General features: G+C 66.9%; 16 protein-coding genes. All 16 read right to left on the minus strand.

Going from position 1 to position 17304, the window contains the following annotated elements:
* Positions 1–1469, minus strand: a 1469-nt coding sequence (gene flhF / locus AC1DK4_RS38120; protein WP_477132165.1) for a flagellar biosynthesis protein FlhF, incomplete at its 3' end; no start/stop codon positions are given.
* Positions 1470–1482: 13 nt separating this feature from the next.
* Positions 1483–3573: a flagellar biosynthesis protein FlhA gene (flhA, locus tag AC1DK4_RS38125; protein ID WP_441621953.1), complete on the minus strand. Its 2091-nt coding sequence runs from the start codon at positions 3571–3573 to the stop codon at positions 1483–1485.
* Complete coding sequence (gene flhB, locus AC1DK4_RS38130) at positions 3570–4712, minus strand: flagellar biosynthesis protein FlhB (protein ID WP_441650220.1); 1143 nt, start codon at positions 4710–4712, stop codon at positions 3570–3572. Before flhB ends, flhA begins: the two co-directional genes overlap by 4 nt.
* A gap of 213 nt (positions 4713–4925) precedes the next feature.
* The gene (gene cheZ / locus AC1DK4_RS38135; RefSeq protein ID WP_441621949.1) at positions 4926–5555 is read right to left on the minus strand and encodes a protein phosphatase CheZ; all 630 of its coding nucleotides are present in this window, start codon (positions 5553–5555) and stop codon (positions 4926–4928) included.
* 16 nt (positions 5556–5571) lie between these two features.
* A complete protein-coding gene (cheY, locus tag AC1DK4_RS38140; protein ID WP_441621947.1) occupies positions 5572–5967 on the minus strand; it encodes a chemotaxis response regulator CheY in 396 nt (131 codons plus the stop codon).
* 89 nt (positions 5968–6056) lie between these two features.
* Positions 6057–7139 (minus strand): protein-glutamate methylesterase/protein-glutamine glutaminase, encoded by a 1083-nt coding sequence (locus AC1DK4_RS38145; protein WP_477132166.1) that lies wholly within the window; start codon positions 7137–7139, stop codon positions 6057–6059.
* 22 nt (positions 7140–7161) lie between these two features.
* Positions 7162–7812, minus strand: coding sequence for a chemoreceptor glutamine deamidase CheD (gene cheD / locus AC1DK4_RS38150; protein ID WP_477132167.1), 651 nt, complete (start codon positions 7810–7812; stop codon positions 7162–7164).
* On the minus strand, positions 7812–8714 hold the full coding sequence (locus AC1DK4_RS38155) for a CheR family methyltransferase (RefSeq protein ID WP_441650219.1): 903 nt from the start codon (positions 8712–8714) through the stop codon (positions 7812–7814). Before AC1DK4_RS38155 ends, cheD begins: the two co-directional genes overlap by 1 nt.
* A 52-nt stretch (positions 8715–8766) precedes the next feature.
* Entirely contained in the window at positions 8767–9261 is a 495-nt protein-coding gene (cheW, locus tag AC1DK4_RS38160) for a chemotaxis protein CheW (RefSeq protein WP_441621939.1), read from the minus strand.
* A gap of 21 nt (positions 9262–9282) precedes the next feature.
* Positions 9283–11292 carry a chemotaxis protein CheA gene (cheA, locus tag AC1DK4_RS38165; protein WP_441650218.1) on the minus strand — a complete coding sequence of 670 codons (2010 nt, stop codon included), beginning with the start codon at positions 11290–11292 and terminating at the stop codon, positions 9283–9285.
* Positions 11293–11351: 59 nt separating this feature from the next.
* Positions 11352–12374 carry a flagellar motor protein MotB gene (gene motB / locus AC1DK4_RS38170; protein ID WP_441621935.1) on the minus strand — a complete coding sequence of 341 codons (1023 nt, stop codon included), beginning with the start codon at positions 12372–12374 and terminating at the stop codon, positions 11352–11354.
* 18 nt (positions 12375–12392) lie between these two features.
* The gene (gene motA, locus AC1DK4_RS38175) at positions 12393–13256 is read right to left on the minus strand and encodes a flagellar motor stator protein MotA (RefSeq protein WP_477132168.1); all 864 of its coding nucleotides are present in this window, start codon (positions 13254–13256) and stop codon (positions 12393–12395) included.
* Between the two features lie 435 nt (positions 13257–13691).
* Positions 13692–14297, minus strand: a complete 606-nt coding sequence (flhC, locus tag AC1DK4_RS38180; RefSeq protein ID WP_441621931.1) for a flagellar transcriptional regulator FlhC — start codon at positions 14295–14297, stop codon at positions 13692–13694.
* A complete protein-coding gene (flhD, locus tag AC1DK4_RS38185; RefSeq protein ID WP_006162633.1) occupies positions 14294–14611 on the minus strand; it encodes a flagellar transcriptional regulator FlhD in 318 nt (105 codons plus the stop codon). The genes flhC and flhD overlap by 4 nt, the downstream gene beginning before the upstream one ends.
* Positions 14612–15040: 429 nt before the next feature.
* Positions 15041–15775 (minus strand): DUF4088 family protein, encoded by a 735-nt coding sequence (locus AC1DK4_RS38190; RefSeq protein WP_441621927.1) that lies wholly within the window; start codon positions 15773–15775, stop codon positions 15041–15043.
* 93 nt (positions 15776–15868) lie between these two features.
* A partial coding sequence (locus AC1DK4_RS38195) for a methyl-accepting chemotaxis protein (protein WP_477132169.1) occupies positions 15869–17304 on the minus strand: 1436 nt, incomplete at its 5' end.

The following is a 17304-nucleotide window of genomic DNA, read 5'->3' on the forward strand; positions in this document are numbered from 1 at the left end:
GTATGCTGCCACGGGCGCGGCGCGCGGCGGCCGGCCGCGGGCGCGGCCACGGTGGCGCTCAGCGCGAGCACGAAGCGGTCGCACTGGCGGGCGAGATCGCGGCAGGCGGCCTCGCGCACGTGTTGCGCCATCTGGCGCGCCGACGGTGCGCTGTCCGCGCGCTGCTGCCACAGGGTGCGTACCAGGTCGAAGCCGAAGTTGCCCGCGTCGAGCTGGTCCACGCAGTCGCTGACCGCGTTGGCGCTGTCGGTCAGCGAGCGCAGCATGCCCTCGGCGCCGGCGGTGGCCGAAGCACCCGCGGCGCGGGCGCCATCGTTGTCATCCTGGCCCGGCATGACGCGGCGCACGGCATCGGCATCGGCAAAGACGGAGCCACGGCGCGGGGTCTGGAAGGCGCGCTCGACCAGGGCGGCGCCGCTGGCCAGCTCCAGGTGTTCGGGCACGCGCTGACCGATCGAGGCGTAGTACACCGGCAGGCGGTGGCGGATCACCACGTCGAGCACGGAGCCGAGGTGCGTGGCTTCGTCGAGCTTGCTGACGATGCAGCCGTCGATGCCGCCGCCGGGCGTGGCATCGTGGCGGTAGGCATGCACCACCTCGTTGAGCGTGTCGCCGTGGCTGGCGCCGTTGAGCAGCAGGATGCGCTGCACCGGCGCCTGCACGCCGGCCAGCATGGCGATCTGCTCGGACAGGTTGCGGTCGCGCTGGCTCATGCCGACGGTGTCGATGATCACCAGGTGCTTCTCGGTGAGCGCGGCCAGCGCGAAGCGCAGGTCGGCCGCGTCCTTGACCGCGTGCACGGGCACGCCGAGGATGTCGCCATAGATGCGCAGTTGTTCATGCGCGCCGATACGGAAGGTGTCGGTGGTCAGCAACGCCAGCCGTTCCGGGCCGTGCTTGAGCACGAAGCGCGCGGCCAGCTTGGCGGTGGTGGTGGTCTTGCCCACCCCGGTGGGGCCGATCAGGGCCAGCACGCCGCCTTGCGCGAACAGCGCGTCTTCGTCGCCCAGCACCGGCACCTTGCGCGCCAGCTCCTGGCGGATCCAGGTCATGGCGGCGGGCCGGTCGTGGCCGAGCGGCAGGTGGCCCAGCAGCGAACGCGCGAGCTGGCCGGAAAATCCGGCGGTGACCAGCCAGTTGAACAGGGAATCGCGCAGCGGATCGCCGCCTGCGGCAGGCAGGCTGTGAGTGCCTACTCCCGCGAACTGCCGCTCCATCATGGCGCGCATGGTCTGCAGTTCCCCGCGCAGGTCGCCCAGGGCACCGTCGACCGCCACCGTGGCGGGCGGCGGCGTGAACACCGGCGCGCTGCTGGAAATGGCGCCGAGATCGGTGTCGCGCATGGCGACGATCTCCACACCACCCTCGACGGTGCGGTTGGACAGCACCACGGCGTCCGGGCCCATCGCCTCGCGCACCTGGCGCAGGGCCTCGCGGCCATTGGCCGCCACGAATTTAGCTACGCTCATCTTGCGTCATCCCTCACGCTGCGCCGCCGATCATGGCGGTGATCCTGATGTTTCGGTTGTCCGGCACCTCGGCATGCGAGAGCACCTTGAGCTGCGGCATGGTCCGGCGCAGGAAGCGCGCGAGCAGCGGGCGCAGCGGATGCGGCACCAGCAGCACGGGGTCCAGCCCCAGGTGTTCCTGGCGCGACACCGCGGCCTGGGTCTGCTGCAGCAGCGCATCGGCCAGCCCCGGTTCGATACCGCCGCCGTTAGTGAGCGCTTGCGACAGCACGCGCTCAAGCCCCGCGTCCAGACCGATGACCTGCAGGTCGGCCCCGTTGGGGAACCACTGCTGGGTGATGGCACGTCCCAGCGCCATGCGCACCAGCGCGGTAAGTTCGTTGGGATCGCTGATCTTGGGCGCGTGCTCGGCCACCACGTCCAGCACGGTGCGCATGTCGCGGATCGGCACGCTTTCGTCCAGCAGGTTCTGCAGGATCTTCTGCAGCGCGGTGAGCGTGATGACCTTGGGCACCAGGTCTTCGGTGAGCTTGGGCGATTCCTTGGAGATGCGGTCCAGCAGGGCCTGCACTTCCTGGCGCCCGAGCAGTTCGGCCGCGTGCAGGTGGATCAGGTGGTTGAGGTGAGTCGCCACTACCGTGCTGGCGTCCACCACGGTGAAGCCGTAGGTTTGCGCCTGCTCCTTGAGCCCGGCTTCGATCCACACCGCGGGCAAGCCGAAGGCCGGATCGTGCGTGGGCGTGCCCGGCAGCGTGCCGGATACCTGGCCGGGGTTGATCGCCATCCACTGCCCCGGCGTGGCCTCGCCGCGACCGATCTCCACGCCCTTGAGCGTGATGCGGTAGGCGTTGGGCTTGAGTTCGAGGTTGTCGCGGATATGCACCACCGGCACCAGGAAGCCGATCTCCTGCGCCACCTTCTTGCGAATGCTCTTGATGCGGCCCAGCAGTTCGCCGTTCTGCGCGCGGTCCACCAGCGGAATGAGGCGGTAGCCCACTTCCATGCCCAGCGGGTCGACCAGGGAGACATCGTCCCAGCTGGCTTCGGTGGATTCCGCCGCGGCGACGGGCGCGCGTTCCTCGCGTTTCTTTTCCTGCACGGCGGCCACGTCGCGTCGCGCCACATAGCGGCCGAACCACACCAGCGCGCCGGCGAACACCAGGAAGGCGAAATGCGGCATGCCGGGAATAATGCCCATCATGCCGATGATGCCGCCGGTCAGGTACAGCACGCGCGGGTTGGAGAAGAGCTGGCCGGTCAGCTGCTGGCCCACGTCCTGCTCGTTCGACACACGCGAAACGATCACGCCGGCGGCGGTGGAGATCACCAGCGCGGGGATCTGCGCCACCAGGCCGTCGCCGATGGTCAGCAGCGTGTAATTGCGCACCGCGGTGGAGAAGTCCAGGTCGTGCTGCAGCATGCCGACCACCATGCCCGCGCCGACGTTGATGAACATGATCAGCAGCCCGGCGATGGCGTCGCCGCGCACGAACTTGCTGGCGCCGTCCATGGCGCCGTAGAAATCCGATTCCTGCGAGACTTCGGCCCGGCGCTTCTTGGCGCCGTCTTCGTTGATCAGGCCGGCGTTGAGGTCGGCGTCGATCGCCATCTGCTTGCCGGGCATGGCGTCGAGCATGAAGCGCGCGCCCACCTCGGCGATCCGGCCCGCGCCCTTGGTGATCACCATGAAGTTGATCACCACCAGGATGGCGAACACCACGATGCCCACGGCGAAGTTGCCGCCCACCAGGAAGTGGCCGAAGGCCTCGATCACCTTGCCCGCGGCGTCGGGCCCGGTGTGGCCTTCGAGCAGTACCACGCGGGTCGAGGCGACGTTGAGCGACAGGCGCAGCAGGGTGGAAAACAGCAGCACGGCCGGGAAGGCGGCGAAATCCAGCGCCTTCTGCGTGTACATGCCCACCAGCAGCACCATGATCGACAGCGCGATGTTGAACGTAAACAGCAGGTCCAGCACGAAGGGCGGCAGCGGCAGGATCATCATGCCGAGGATCATGATGATCAGCAGCGGTCCCGCGAGCGCCTTCATCTGGCTGCTGCTGGCCCGTGCCCCCGACAGGTTGAACAGCGAGGTCAATGCGTTCATGCGTGGCTTTCCGGTACGGCGAGTTCGTCAGGCACCAGCAGGTCGGACGGTGCCGTGGGGTGCGGTCCGCTGGTGTGGTGCCAGTGCTTCAGTTGATAGACCCAGGCCAGGACTTCGGCCACGGCGGTATACAGGCCGGCGGGGATCTCGCGGCCGATCTCCACGTGGCGGTGCAGCGCGCGCGCCAGCGGCGGCGCGGACAGCAGCGGCACGTTGTTCTCCACGGCGATCTCGCGGATGCGCGCGGCGACCGCCTCGCTGCCCTTGGCCACCACGCGCGGCGCGCTCATGCGGCCTTCCTCGTAGCGCAGCGCCACGGCGAAGTGGGTCGGGTTGGTGACCACCACGTCCGCCTTGGGCACCTCGGACATCATGCGGCGGCGAGCCATGGCGCGCTGCTGCTGGCGGATGCGGCCCTTGATATGCGGGTCGCCTTCGCTGTCCTTGTGCTCCTGCTTGACCTCTTCCTTGGTCATGCGCAGCTTCTTGAAGAAGGTCCAGTACTGCCAGGGCACGTCCAGCGCGGCCACCAGCACCAGCGAGCCGGCGACCATCCCGCAGCAGTGCAGCACCAGCTCCAGCATGTGCAGCAGCGCCTCGTGCAGCGGCGCGCTCATCAGCGCCACCGCGTCGGGCAGGCGGTGCCACAGCACCCAGCCGGCCACGCCGCCCACCAGCAGGGCCTTGGCGATGGCCTTGGCCAGTTCCACCAGGGATTGCGAGGAGAACAGCCGGCCCAGCCCCTTGAGCGGCGAGAGCCGGGAGAAATCGGGGGCGAGGGATTGCGTGGAGAACATCCAGCCGCCCAGCAGCATGGGACCGGCGAGGGCCGCCGCGCCGAACAGCAGCAGCAGCGGCAGGAATGCCAGCAGGCCTTCCCAGGTATTCATGGCGAAGCGCGACATCATGCGCGAAGTATCGAAGGCCGTGGCCGGCTCGAAGGCCAGGCCGGCGCGCATCACGGCGTTGAGCCTGGTGGCGAGCGTGCCGCCGAGGGTCGCAAGGCCAGCCACGCCGCTCATCAGCATGATCAGCGTAGCGAGCTCGCGCGAGCGTACGACCTGTCCTTCCTCGCGCGCCTTTTCCAGGCGCCGGGGTGAGGCAGGTTCGGTTTTCTCGAGATCGCTTTCTTCGGACATGGCCGCTCCGTTACGAAGCGGCATGCTGGCCCTTCGTCAGCAACGATTATCGGAGCGCGAAGGGGCGGGCATTAGAGGGAATAAGGCCGGGATTGTGGCGCTGTTTGCGCGATGACACGGCCCGCCCGAAGGCGGGCCGTGTCCCCGGACGGCCTCCGGGGGCGCCCCGGGGGCCGGCGCGGCGCCAGGCCGGCACCGCGTCCCGGGCGGGACTCAGAAGCCCAGGCTGGCAAGCAGGTCGTCCACCTGCGACTGGTCGGAGACGACGTCGGCCTTGCCTTCCGGGTTGATCTGCGGGCCGTTCATCAGCGTGGCGGGCGCCTCGACGCGGCGGTCTGCCGGCACGTTGTCGATCAGCACCTGCAGCAGTTCCTGCTCCAGCGAGCGGATCATGTCCATCATCTTCTTGATGACCTGGCCGGTCAGGTCCTGGAAGTCCTGGGCCATCATGATTTCCAGCAGGTGGCTGCCGGTGGCGCGGGCCTGCTGCGGCACGTCGGTCAGGAAGGCACGGGTATCGAGCACCAGCTCGCGCGCGTCGGCCAGCTCGACCGGCTTGTCGAACCAGGCTTCCCAGCGCTTGTCGAGCGCCTCGGCCTGCTTCTCCATGCCGGCCTGAAGCGGCTGCGCCAGCTCCACGGCGTTGAGCGTGCGTTCAGCGGCCTGCTCGGTCATCAAGGCGATATAGCTGAGCCGGTCGCGCGCATCGGGGATGGCCTGGGCGGCGCGCTCGATTTCCTTGTCGAGCCCCAATTCGCGCATATTGTCGCGCAGCATCCGTGTCAGGGCGCCAATGCGCTGGAAAAGCTGCTCGGCAGATTCGTTGCTGAGAGTCGGAGTCATCGACATGTCGCCCACCTTATGCCCCTTCCTTGGCCAGTTTCTCGAAGATCTTGGTGATCTTCTCGTCAAGCGTGGCGGCCGTGAACGGCTTGACCACGTAGCCGTTCGCGCCGGCCTGCGCCGCTGCGATGATGTTTTCCTTCTTGGCCTCGGCCGTCACCATCAGCACCGGCAGCTTGGCCAGCGCGGCTTCGGCGCGGATCGCCTGCAGCATGCTCAGGCCGTCCATGTTCGGCATGTTCCAGTCGGACACGACGAACTGGAAGCTGCCGTCCTTGACCTTCTCCAGGCCGGCGGCACCATCTTCGGCCTCCTCGACGTTGGCGAAGCCCAGTTCCTTGAGCAGGTTACGGATGATGCGGCGCATGGTGGGGAAGTCATCGACCACCAGGATCTTCATGTTCTTGTCCACTCTAACGGCTCCAATACAGTTGTGGAAAGTTGCTACTTCAATACTTGCACCCGCCGCTCCGCGTGGATCCGGCAGGCGCCTGTGCCCGGTCAAACCCGCTGCGCGCGCGTCCCGAAGGTCGCCAGGCGCGCCATCACGCGCTGGCTCATCGCGTGCAGCGGCACTACCTCATGCACGCCGCCGGCGGCAATCGCCTCCTTGGGCATGCCGAATACGATGCAGGTGCTCTCGTCCTGCGCCAGGTTGTAGGCGCCGGCCTCGCGCATGCGCAGCATGCCCTGCGCGCCGTCACGGCCCATGCCGGTCAGCATCACGCCGATGGCGTTCTTGCCGGCATGCTGGGCGGCGGAGTCGAACAGCACKTCGACYGACGGSCGGTGSCGGTTGACCGCCGGCTCCTGCGACAGGTGGGCCACGTAGTTGGCCCCGCTGCGCGCCAGGCGCAGGTGCGAATCGCCCGGCGCGATGTAGGCGTAGCCCGGCAAGACGCGCTCGCCGTGCTCCGCTTCCTTGACCGTGATGCGGCACAGGCCGTCCAGGCGCTGCGCGAACGAGCGCGTGAAGCCGGCCGGCATATGCTGGACGATCAGCACGGCCGGGCAGTCCGGCGGCATCGGCATCAGGAATTCCTTGATCGCCTCGGTGCCGCCAGTGGAGGCGCCCACGATGATCAGCTTCTCCGTGGACAGCAGCGGGCTGCGCAGCATCGGCGCCGCCGGCTCGGTGGTGCCGCCGCCCGCCGGCGCGGCCTGAGCGGTGCGCAGGCGCGCCCGCGCCGCGGCGCGGATCTTGTCGGCGATGGTATCGGTGTACTCCATCAGGCCGTCGCGGATGCCGAGCTTGGGCTTGGTGACGAAATCCACCGCGCCCAGCTCCAGCGCGCGCATGGTGATTTCCGAGCCGCGCTCGGTCAGCGAGGACACCATCAGCACCGGCATCGGGCGCAAGCGCATCAGGCGCTCGAGGAAGTCCAGGCCATCCATGCGCGGCATTTCCACGTCGAGCGTGAGCACATCCGGGTTCAGGCGCTTGATCAGATCGCGCGCTACCAGCGGATCGGGGGCGGTACCCACCACCTCCATGTCGGGCTGGCTATTGATGATCTCGGTCATCAGGCTGCGTATCAGCGCGGAATCGTCCACGCACAATACCTTGATCTTGGCCGCACTCATGTCTGGAAAAATCCTTGTCGGTTCAGGAGACGGCAGCCGAGGGCGCACGCCTGGAAAACAGTTCGGCGCCGCCGCTGGCAGGTGCGGTGGCAATGGCCCGCGCCAGCGCACGCTCGTTGCGCTCGACCACCACCTGGTCGTCCTGGCGAGTGAGCCGGCGCACCAGCGCCAGTCCCGTCAACGGAAAGTAGCTGACGCGGCGCGCGTGCGGGCCGCGCAGATCCTGCGCGGCTACGCGGATCTCTTCGGTCTTCAGGTACTTGAGCACGAACTCGGCGTTGCGGTCGCCGATATTGAGCGTGGTCATGTTGGCCAGCACCGCGCCACCGCCGAACACCTTGGCCTCGAGCCRCTCGCGGCGCGCGCCCATCTTCAGCAGCTCGTTGATCAGCACTTCCAGCGCATAGCTGCCGTAGCGCATGGACGCCGACAGCAGCCGGTCGGCGCCGGCGGCGCCGTCATCGTCCGGCAGCATGAAATGGTTCATGCCGCCCACGCCGGCGGTCTCGTCGCGGATGCAGGCCGCCACGCAGGAACCCAGCACGGTGGTCAGCACCACGTCTTCGCGGGTCACGTAGTACTCGTTGGGCAGCAGCTTGATGGCCTGCTTGCCGAACTCGCGGTCGAAGTAGCTGCGCGTGGCGATCGCTTCGGGGAGCTGGGGCGTGCGCATCACGAACCTCCCAGCCGGGCCGACGGCGGCGCCAGCTCGTAGACGGTCTGCCCGCGCAGCTGGAACGCGCGCGTGACATAGGAAAAGTTCTCCGAATGGCCCGCGAACAACAGTCCGTGCGGCTTGAGCAGCGGCACGAAGCGCTCCAGGATGCGGCCCTGGGTGGGCTTGTCGAAGTAGATCATCACGTTGCGGCAGAAGATCGCGTCGAACTTCTCGCGGATGCCCCAGTCCGGCGCCAGCAGGTTGAGCGGCTGGAAGTCGATGGTGCCCGCCAGGTCCGGCTTGACCTTGACCGCGCCGGCGCGCTGGCCGGTGCCTTTGAGGAAGAAGCGCTTGAGCCGTTCGGGCGAGAGCTTGCTGACCTGCTCGGCCGTGTAGACGCCGGCGCGGGCCTTGGCCAGCACCTGCGTATCGATGTCGGTGGCCAGGACCGTGCCGGCACGGTCGCCCAGCGCTTCGGCCAGCGTGATGGCGATGGAATAAGGCTCTTCGCCGGTGGACGCGGCCGAGCACCACACCGAGTAAGGCCGCCCGGTCTTCTTGGCATGTTCGGCCAGCAAGGGAAAGTGATGCGCCTCGCGGAAGAACGATGTCAGGTTGGTGGTGAGCGAATTGGTGAAGAACTCCCACTCGTCCGAGCGGTCGTCCTCCTCGAGCATGGCCAGGTAGGTGCCGAAATCGGTGAGCTGCAGCGTGCGCAGGCGGCGCGCGAGGCGGCTGTACACCATCTCGCGCTTGTGGCTGCCGAGCGAGATGCCCGCGCGGCGATGGATCATCGCGCGGATCTTCTCGAAGTCGCGTTCGGTCAGCAGGAAATCACGCGGCTCGTCGCGCCGCGGCGAAGCGGGCTGCGCCAGCGGCAGGCCGGCGGCAAGGGCGGTGGGGCGAGGCTGCGTCATGTGATGCCTGATACGGGATGCTTGATGCTCGATACGATGGGTGTGGCCGCGCTCAGGCGAGTTCGGCCTCGACCAGTTCCATCTCGGCGCTGGTCATCAGCTTCTCGATGTCGATCAGGATCAGCATGCGGCCATCCACGGTGCCGAGCCCCGTGAGGTGTTCGTTGGAGACCGACACGCCGAACTCCGGCGCCGGCTTGATGGCTTCGCCGGTCAGGGTCAGCACGTCCGACACGCCATCCACCACGATGCCGACCACGCGCCCGGCGATATTGAGGATGATGACCACGGTCTGGTGGTCGTAGCGCACGTTGCCGAGGCGGAACTTCAGGCGCAGGTCGACGATCGGCACGATCACCCCGCGCAGGTTGGTCACGCCCTTGATGAAATCGGGCGCGTTCGCCAGGCGGGTGACCGCGTCGTAGCCGCGGATCTCCTGCACCTTGAGGATGTCGATGCCGTATTCTTCGCTCCCCAGCGTGAAAACCAGGAATTCCTGCCCCGCGGCTTCGCTTCCGGGGGTATCGATGTGTCCGATGCCGGCCATGATGTCTTGTTCTCCTGAGCGTTAAGCGAGTACCGGGTCTTGGCGGCGCACGCCGGTGCGCTGCAGCGCGCCGACGTCCACGATCAGTGCCACGCTGCCGTCGCCCAGGATGGTGGCGGCGGAGATGCAGGGCACCTTGCGGTAGTTGGTTTCGAGATTCTTCAGCACCACCTGGTGCTGGCCGATGAGCTGGTCCACCAGCAGCGCGAAGCGCTTGCCTTCGGCCTGCAGGATCACGGCGATGCCCTGCGTCGGCTCCTGCACGGCGTCGTCCACGTTGAACACGCGGTGCAGCTCCAGCAGCGGCAGGTATTCGCCGCGCACGTGCATCACGCGGTCGTTGTTGGCCGCGGTGTGCACGTCCTCGGGCTTGGGCTGCAGCGATTCCATCACGCAGTTCAGCGGCAGGATGAAGGTCTCCGCGCCGACCTTGACGGACATGCCGTCGAGGATGGCCAGCGTCAGCGGCAGCACGATGCGGGTAGTGGTGCCCAGGCCCGGACGCGAGGTGACCTCGACATGGCCGCCCATTTCCTGGATGTTGCGCTTGACCACGTCCATGCCGACGCCGCGCCCGGAGAGGTCGGTGACGGCTTCCGCGGTGGAGAAGCCCGGCGCGAAGATCAGCTGCCAGACTTCTTCGTCGCTGATGTTCTCCGATACCGGCAGGCCGCTCTGCAGGGCCTTGGCCAGGATCTTGTCGCGGCGCAGGCCGCCGCCGTCGTCGCTGACCTCGATGACGATGTTGCCGCCATGATGCTGCGCGGACAGGATCAGCTGGCCGGTCGGCTCCTTGCCGGCTGCAACGCGCTTGTCCGGCGTTTCGATGCCGTGGTCGAGGCTGTTGCGCACCAGGTGGGTGAGCGGGTCGATGATGCGTTCGATCAGGCTCTTGTCGAGCTCGGTGGCCTTGCCGAAGGTGACCAGGTCGATCTGCTTGCCGAGCTTGCCGGCAAGGTCGCGCACCAGGCGCGGGAAGCGCGAGAACACGTAGTCCATCGGCATCATGCGGATCGACATCACCGCTTCCTGCAGGTCGCGCGCATTGCGCTCGAGCTGGCCCATGCCGGAGAACAGGCGGTCGAACAGCACCGGGTCGAGCGCCGAGGCGGTCTGCGCCAGCATCGACTGCGTGATGACCAGTTCGCCGACCAGGTTGATGATCTGGTCGACCTTTTCGGTCGGCACGCGGATGGAGCCGGACTCCTGCGCATGCGCGGCGGCGGCAGGCTGAGCCTTGGCCTTTTCCTTTGCCGGCGCGGACGCCGCCGCCGGGGCGGCGGCCGGAGCCGGTGCCGGAGCCGGCGCTGCGGCAACGGCTGCAGTGGCTTCGGCAGCCGGCGTCGCGCCGGCTGCCTCCACGACGATCTGGTCGCCGTCGACGATGAAGCAGCACACCGCGATGATGTCGTCGGCGCTGCACTGGCTCGACAACCATACGCTCAGGTTGCCGCCCTCTTCCTGCTGGCCGGTGATCTCGCCAAGGTTGCCAAGTTCGTCGCGCAGCAGGGCCCGGTCCGCCGCCGAGACGTTGATCAGCGTCACCTTGAGGCCGCTGCCCGCGGCCGCCGGCGCAGGCGCCGCCGCTACCGGGGCCGGAGCGGGAGCCGCGGCGTGCGCGGGTGCGCCACCGGCGGCTTCGTGCGCCAGCTGTTGCAGGACGGCGCAGATACGCGCCAGCGTTCCCGGATCGGGTTCGGTACCGTTACGGTAGGCGTTGAGCTGATCTTGCAACACGTCCTTGGTTTCCAGAAAGGTGTCGATGATGGTGCGGGACAACGCGAGTTCCCGCCGCCGCGTGCGGTCGAGCAGGTTCTCCAGCAGGTGCGTGGTCTCGGTCAGGGCGGCGAAGCCGAAGGTTGCCGCGCCGCCCTTGATGGAGTGGGCCGCGCGGAAGATCGCGTTGAGCTCTTCCGCGTCGGGGGATTCGAGATCCAGCCCGAGCAGCAGCTGCTCCATTTCCACGAGGAGCTCCTCCGCTTCCTCGAAGAAGGTCTGGTAGAACTGTGTGATATCGATATCGACAGACATAACCGTCCTGGCTCACTGAAATTCGCTGCGAAGACCGCCGCCGGCATGGCGGGCGGACTTCATTGAACACTGCCCTTGCCGGCCGGGGCCGAGGCGGGGGCCTGTGCCGCCTTGCCCTGCGCCGTTGCCGGGGCCGAAGCCGCCTTTGCCGCGGCGGGCGCCGAGGCGGCCGCCAGGCCTGCCTGCATTTGCTCGCCTGCCTCGCCTGCCTTTGCCGCCACCGAGACCTCGGCGGCGCTGGCATTCTCTGCCTCGATCCGCGCCTGCGCGCGCTGGTTGAGCACCACGATGCTGATGCGTCGGTTCACCGGCGCCAGCTCGTCCTTCTTGTCCAGCGGCATGGTCGCGGCCAGGCCGATCACGCGCAGCACCTTGCCTTCGTTCATGCCGCCACCGATCAGCTCGCGCCGCGAGGCATTGGCGCGGTCCGAAGACAGCTCCCAATTGCTGTACGTGCGCTCGCCGTTCGAGTAGTTGGCCGCGTCGGTATGGCCGGACAGGCTGACCTTGTTGGGCATCTCGTTGAGCACCGGGCCGATCTCGCGCAGGATGGTGCGCATGTACGGCTCCACCGCGGCACTGCCGGTGCGGAACATCGGGCGGTTCTGCGTATCCAGGATCTGGATGCGCAGGCCTTCGCTGGTGATGTCCAGCAGCAGCTGCGGGCGGAACTGGCGCAGCACCGGATTGTTCTCGATGATCTGCTCGAGGCGGTTCTTGAGCGCGCGCAGACGCTCGCCTTCCCTGCGCTCCCTGGCCTTTTCCGTGGCGTCYTCAGGGGTCTTGCGCACTTCGGCGTCCTGCCGCGTGATGTCGAGCCCGCCGCCGGGAATCACGCTGGAGGAAAGACTGCTCTTGTTCCCCCCCGCTATCGCCACCTTCAGCGGCGTGCGGAAATACTCTGCCAGCTGCACCAGGTCCTTCGGCGTCGACGCACGCAGCAGCCATAGCACCAGGAACAGGGCCATCATCGCCGTCATGAAGTCGGCGTAGGCGATCTTCCAGCTGTGGTTACCGTGCGGCTTGGCGTGTCCGCGAGACTTGCGGACGACGATCGGGCGCATATCATGGGCGCTGCTCATCGCTGTAGCTCCTGCCGCTTAGGTGATGCTCTTGACCTCGCGGACGTGGTCGTCCAGCTCGAGGAAGGACGGGCGTTCGCTGGAGTACAGCACCTTGCGGCCAAACTCCACGGCCACCAGCGGTGCGTAGCCATTGAGCGAGGCCAGCAGCRTGACCTTGATGCACTCGTACATCTTGATGGATTCGGCCACCTGGTGCTCGACCCGCGCGGCCAGCGGCGAGACGAAGCCGTAGGCCAGCAGGATGCCGAGGAAGGTGCCGACCATGGCATGGGCGATCAGCGCGCCGAGTTCCGCCGGAGGCAGGTCGGCCGAGCCCAGCGCATGCACCACGCCCATGACGGCGGCAACGATGCCGAATGCGGGCAGGCCGTCGCCGATGCGCGCCAGCGCATGAGCGGGGACTTCTGCTTCGTGGCGGTAGGTCTCGATCTCGTGGTCCATGAGGGCCTCGATCTCGAAGGCATTCATGTTGCCGTTGACCATCATGCGCAGGTAGTCCGTGAGGAACTCCATCATCGCGGGGTCGGCGAGGATGCGCGGGTACTGGCTGAACACGCTGCTGGCGGCCGGATCCGCGATCTCCTTCTCGAGGAACAGGATGCCTTCGCGGCGGGCCTTGGACAGCAGCACGTAGAGCAGTGCCATGACTTCCATGTACAGCGCCTTGCTGTACTTGCTGCTGCGGAACAGCGTCGGCAACGCACGCATGGTGGCCTTGATGGCCTTGCCGTTGTTTGAGCTGATGAACGCACCGACAGCCGCGCCGCCGATGATGACAAACTCTGCGGGTTGATAAAGCGCGCCCATATGGCCGCCGGTCATGGCATATCCACCAAGCACCGCCACCATCACGACAACATAGCCAATTACAACTAGCACGATCGATTCCCCGTCAGTAAAACACGCGTCAGGCATGCACAAGGGCCGCTTCTCCGGGAGAGGAGGAAGGACCGCTTGCCCTGGCAAGACCCAGCAACCACGTACGCCGCCCCCGGACTCCGGGATCCGGAGCCCTGAAGCCCTGCAGTCCTATGGATTAACGACTTGAGACGGCAAGACTTGAAGACCTATTGATACGGCATTGATGATCTTCCAACGCGAATATCGACAATCCGGTGAATAAGCTTGAGTTTTCTCGCGAGTTCCCGCGATGGCCCGTGCGCGGCGTGGGTACGCTTCAGGGTGTGCCACGGGTCGTGCGCGCGAATGCCGTACCTGTGGCATCCGCGGCGCACGGCCGCAGGATTCCCGCGGGCGGGCCGGGCAGGAACCCTGCCCGGGCCGTCCGGGGATGTCTCTACCGAATCGCCTCAGTCAGGCAACGACTTGCGTGGGAGCGACGTCCTTCGGGAGCTTCTTGGCCTTGCCGGCGCGCGACGGCGGCCGGCACAGGCTGCATACGAAGTTCGCATGCGGCTCGTAGGCGTGTGTCACGAACTGGCCGCCGCAGCACGTGCAGCTGGAAAGCTGCAGCATGTTGCTCTCGAAAAACCGTACTAACGTCCATGCACGGGTGAAACTTAAGACAATTTCACTGCCGAGTAGCGAGACGTGCTCGAGATAGAGCCGATAGCTCGCCACCACCGCGCGGATGCCGGCGGTCTCGCCCTGCTGGACCATGAACTGATAGGCCGAGAAGAACAGCGAGGAATGGATGTTCGGCAACCAGGTGGTGAACCAGTCGGTCGAGAACGGGAGCATGCCCTTGGGCGGCGAGGCGCCGCGCAGCTCCTTGTAGAGGCGGATCAACCGGTCGCGCGAGAGCGTGGTCTCGGCTTCGAGCACCTGAAGACGGGCACCCAGGCCGATCAGCTCGATGGCGAGCTGGGTCTGGTTGGCGTCCTGCAGCACGCTCTTGCGGTTTGGGACTGGAGTGGCCGTGAAACTCCGGGCGGGCTGGGCCTGCAGGAGCGCGGTCAATTGAGCGACTCCACGGGCTGCCGTGCGAGCAGGATCGCAGCATGGATCTGCTGCATATCATGGCTCTTGGCCGTATGGGTGAGCGTCGACAGCAAGGCATGGTCGTCGAACCGGAAACGGCACAAGACCATGTTGGACGCTGCCAACTTGACGAGCTGGGCCGGTGTCAGCTTGGCGAGGATGTCAGCGATTTCCTTGCTGACGCCGAGCCTGAACATGGCTTCCAGATGGTTTTCGCGCACCAGGCGTTGCGCGAGCAGCAGATAGGCGAGATTGACCTCCCTGATCTCCTGGAGAACTTCACTGCTTTCCAATTTTTCCCCGCTACCAAAAACCCTTCGACCGCTTGTCCGGCGCTTACCCGCAGCCGAAGGCTGAAGGCGACCAGATCGTTTGCTTGCGTGTTCGACGGGTACTGCGTACGACTAAGGAACTGCGCTCGGTCAGACTTATCTCAAACGTTACAAGTGTTACAGAGTGTAAGTAGGACTGTGAGAGTTATATCGGCAATTGGACCAGACTGCCAATCCCCCCTTACGTTGGGGTAAGCAAATGTCGCATGAAACATACATGGGACACGAAGTTTGTAACAAGTCACAGATTCGTCATGTGATTTGCATCAAATCTGTTACTGGTTTGTAACAGAGGAAAACGTCTAAAATGCGCCGGACGCCACCCGCCGCAGGGTGCAAAATGCGCCCCCCGAGGCTTGTAGTCGCATTCCTCTATTGACGCGAAAACGCTCATTGCAGTAGTGCGCGCCGCAGCCATGCGGCCACCCGCGCAAACAGGTCGTCGGGCTCCTCGCGGAACAGATGCGGGCAGGTCTGCTCCACCTGCTCCATGACGCGCTCGGCCTCCTCGGCACTCACCGTGCCGTAGTCCATGGCCAGCGCCAGCAGCGCGCGCAGTTCGCCCAGGCGGGCGCGTGCCGCGCCCGCTCCGCGCTCGGTCTGCACCCGGTACAGGACGTCGTAGGCGCGGCTGCGCAGGCTCTCCGCCACGCGCCATGCGGGCGTCTGCATCTGCTCCTCCAGCGATCGGATATCAACCGCGGAGCCGGCCAGCTGCGACGCCAGGGGCTCGGTGAAGGCCAGGTCCGCCCCGGCGTCCTCCAGGATCTGCTCAGACCACTCCCGGGCGTGCGCGAGGCGCTCCTGGGGCGTCCATTCGTAGCGCACCGCCAGGCCGTAGCCGAAGCGCTGCGCGTCGCGCATGAGCGTGGCCATGGCGTTGGGCAGCTGCTTGTTGAAGACGCGCTTGGCCCATGCGTACTCGCCCCCCGAGAGCAGCCGCGTGACGGCGCGCTCGGTCAGCGGGCCATCGTGGTGGAGCAGGCGCGCGCGCAGGAAATCGTCATAGTCCGGCGGCGTGAATTCGTGGTCCAGCCCGGTGGAGAGCTTGACGAAGTGGTCGAACTCGGCGCGGAGCTTGGCGGCTGTCTCTGCGGACAGCGCGAGGGAGATTTCCGTTGTCATGGGGTTCAGTGCTGACGTTGGCGCAGAAAAGCGGCGCTGCCGGCAATGCCGGCAGCATCAGGCGATGCGTCGCCGCCTCGAAGAGGCCTCGCCTCAGAATGCGCTCCAGTCGCCGCTGTCCGACGTCGCCATCGCGGCGGGACGCGCAGCGCGCGCGGTGGCGGCCGGCACGGTGGCGGCCGGCGCCCCCTTCTCGTCCGCCACGGCAGGTTCTGCCTCGCTGCCGGCCGAATGGACGGGCGCCGGGGCCTTCGGTTCGATGCGCGCCGGCCGCGATACCGCCGCCGCCCTGGCGCGCGGCGCTTCCACGCGGCTGCCGGCGGCGCCTTGCACGTCGGCCAGGCGGAAGCTGGCCACCGAAGCCTGCAGGCGGGCGGCCTGGTCTTCCAGCGACCCTGCCGCGGCCGCGGCTTCCTCTACCAGCGCCGCGTTCTGCTGCGTGACTTCGTCCATCTGCGCCACGGCCTTGTTGACCTGCTCGATGCCCGAGCTCTGCTCGGCCGAGGCCGCGCTGATCTCGCCCATGATGTCCGTCACGCGCTTGACTGCCTGCACGATCTCGCCCATGGTCTTGCCAGCCTGGTCCACCAGCGCCGAGCCGTTCTCCACGCGCGCCACCGAGTCGCCGATCAGGCCCTTGATTTCCTTGGCGGCGTTGGCGCTGCGCTGCGCCAGGCTGCGCACTTCGCCAGCCACCACGGCAAAGCCGCGGCCCTGCTCGCCGGCACGCGCGGCTTCCACCGCGGCGTTCAGCGCCAGGATGTTGGTCTGGAAGGCAATGCCTTCGATCACGCCGATAATGTCGACGATCTTCTTCGAAGCATCGTTGATCTCGTCCATGGTCTGCACCACGCGGCCGACCACTTCGCCACCCTTCACCGCGGTCTCGGAAGCGTTGGCGGCGAGGCCGCTGGCCTGGCGCGCGTTGTCGGCGTTCTGGCGCACGGTGCTGGTCAGCTCTTCCATGCTCGACGCGGTCTCTTCCAGCGAGGCCGCCTGCTGCTCGGTGCGCTGCGACAGGTCGCTGTTGCCCGCGGCGATCTGGCGCGAGGCGGAAGCGATGGACTCGGCCGACTCCTTGAAGTCACGCACCGTGGCCGACAACTGCTGCTGCATCTGCTTCATGGCGTGCAGCAGGCTGGTCTTGTCGCCGCTGCGCAGCTTGACCTCGCCAGAGAAGTCGCTGCCGGCGATGCGCGCGGCAATGGCCGCGGCATAGCCGGGCTCGCCGCCAAGCTGGCGCGACAACGTGCGCGCCAGGAAGGCGCCCAGCGCCACGGAAACGGCCAGGCCGCCGAGCACCAGGCCCAGCATCCACAGGCGCGAAGCCTCATAGACGCCGCGCGCTTCCTGCATATTGGCCAGCGCGCGGTCATCGCGGCGCTTGACCATCTTGGCCATCACGTCTTCGAGCGCGCGGCTCTCCTTGATCAGGTCAGCACTTTCGCTGAACACCTGGCTCTCGAACTGGGAGGTATCGAGCGGCTGCTTGCCCACCAGCGCCACATAGGCGTTGATGCGCTGATGGT

The sequence above is a fragment of the Cupriavidus sp. 05N38 genome (genome assembly GCF_056397345.1).

What these genes read in the sequence shown, in the direction of transcription:
- cheW (WP_441621939.1), bottom strand. Translation starts at nt 9,261, where the DNA reads ATGGCCGGCATCGGACACATCGATACCCCCGGAAGCGAAGCCGCGGGG.
- flhA (WP_441621953.1), bottom strand. Translation starts at nt 3,573, where the DNA reads ATGAACGCATTGACCTCGCTGTTCAACCTGTCGGGGGCACGGGCCAGC.
- cheZ (WP_441621949.1), bottom strand. Translation starts at nt 5,555, where the DNA reads ATGACTCCGACTCTCAGCAACGAATCTGCCGAGCAGCTTTTCCAGCGC.
- flhB (WP_441650220.1), bottom strand. Translation starts at nt 4,712, where the DNA reads ATGTCCGAAGAAAGCGATCTCGAGAAAACCGAACCTGCCTCACCCCGG.
- AC1DK4_RS38155 (WP_441650219.1), bottom strand. Translation starts at nt 8,714, where the DNA reads ATGACGCAGCCTCGCCCCACCGCCCTTGCCGCCGGCCTGCCGCTGGCG.
- AC1DK4_RS38190 (WP_441621927.1), bottom strand. Translation starts at nt 15,775, where the DNA reads ATGACAACGGAAATCTCCCTCGCGCTGTCCGCAGAGACAGCCGCCAAG.
- cheA (WP_441650218.1), bottom strand. Translation starts at nt 11,292, where the DNA reads ATGTCTGTCGATATCGATATCACACAGTTCTACCAGACCTTCTTCGAG.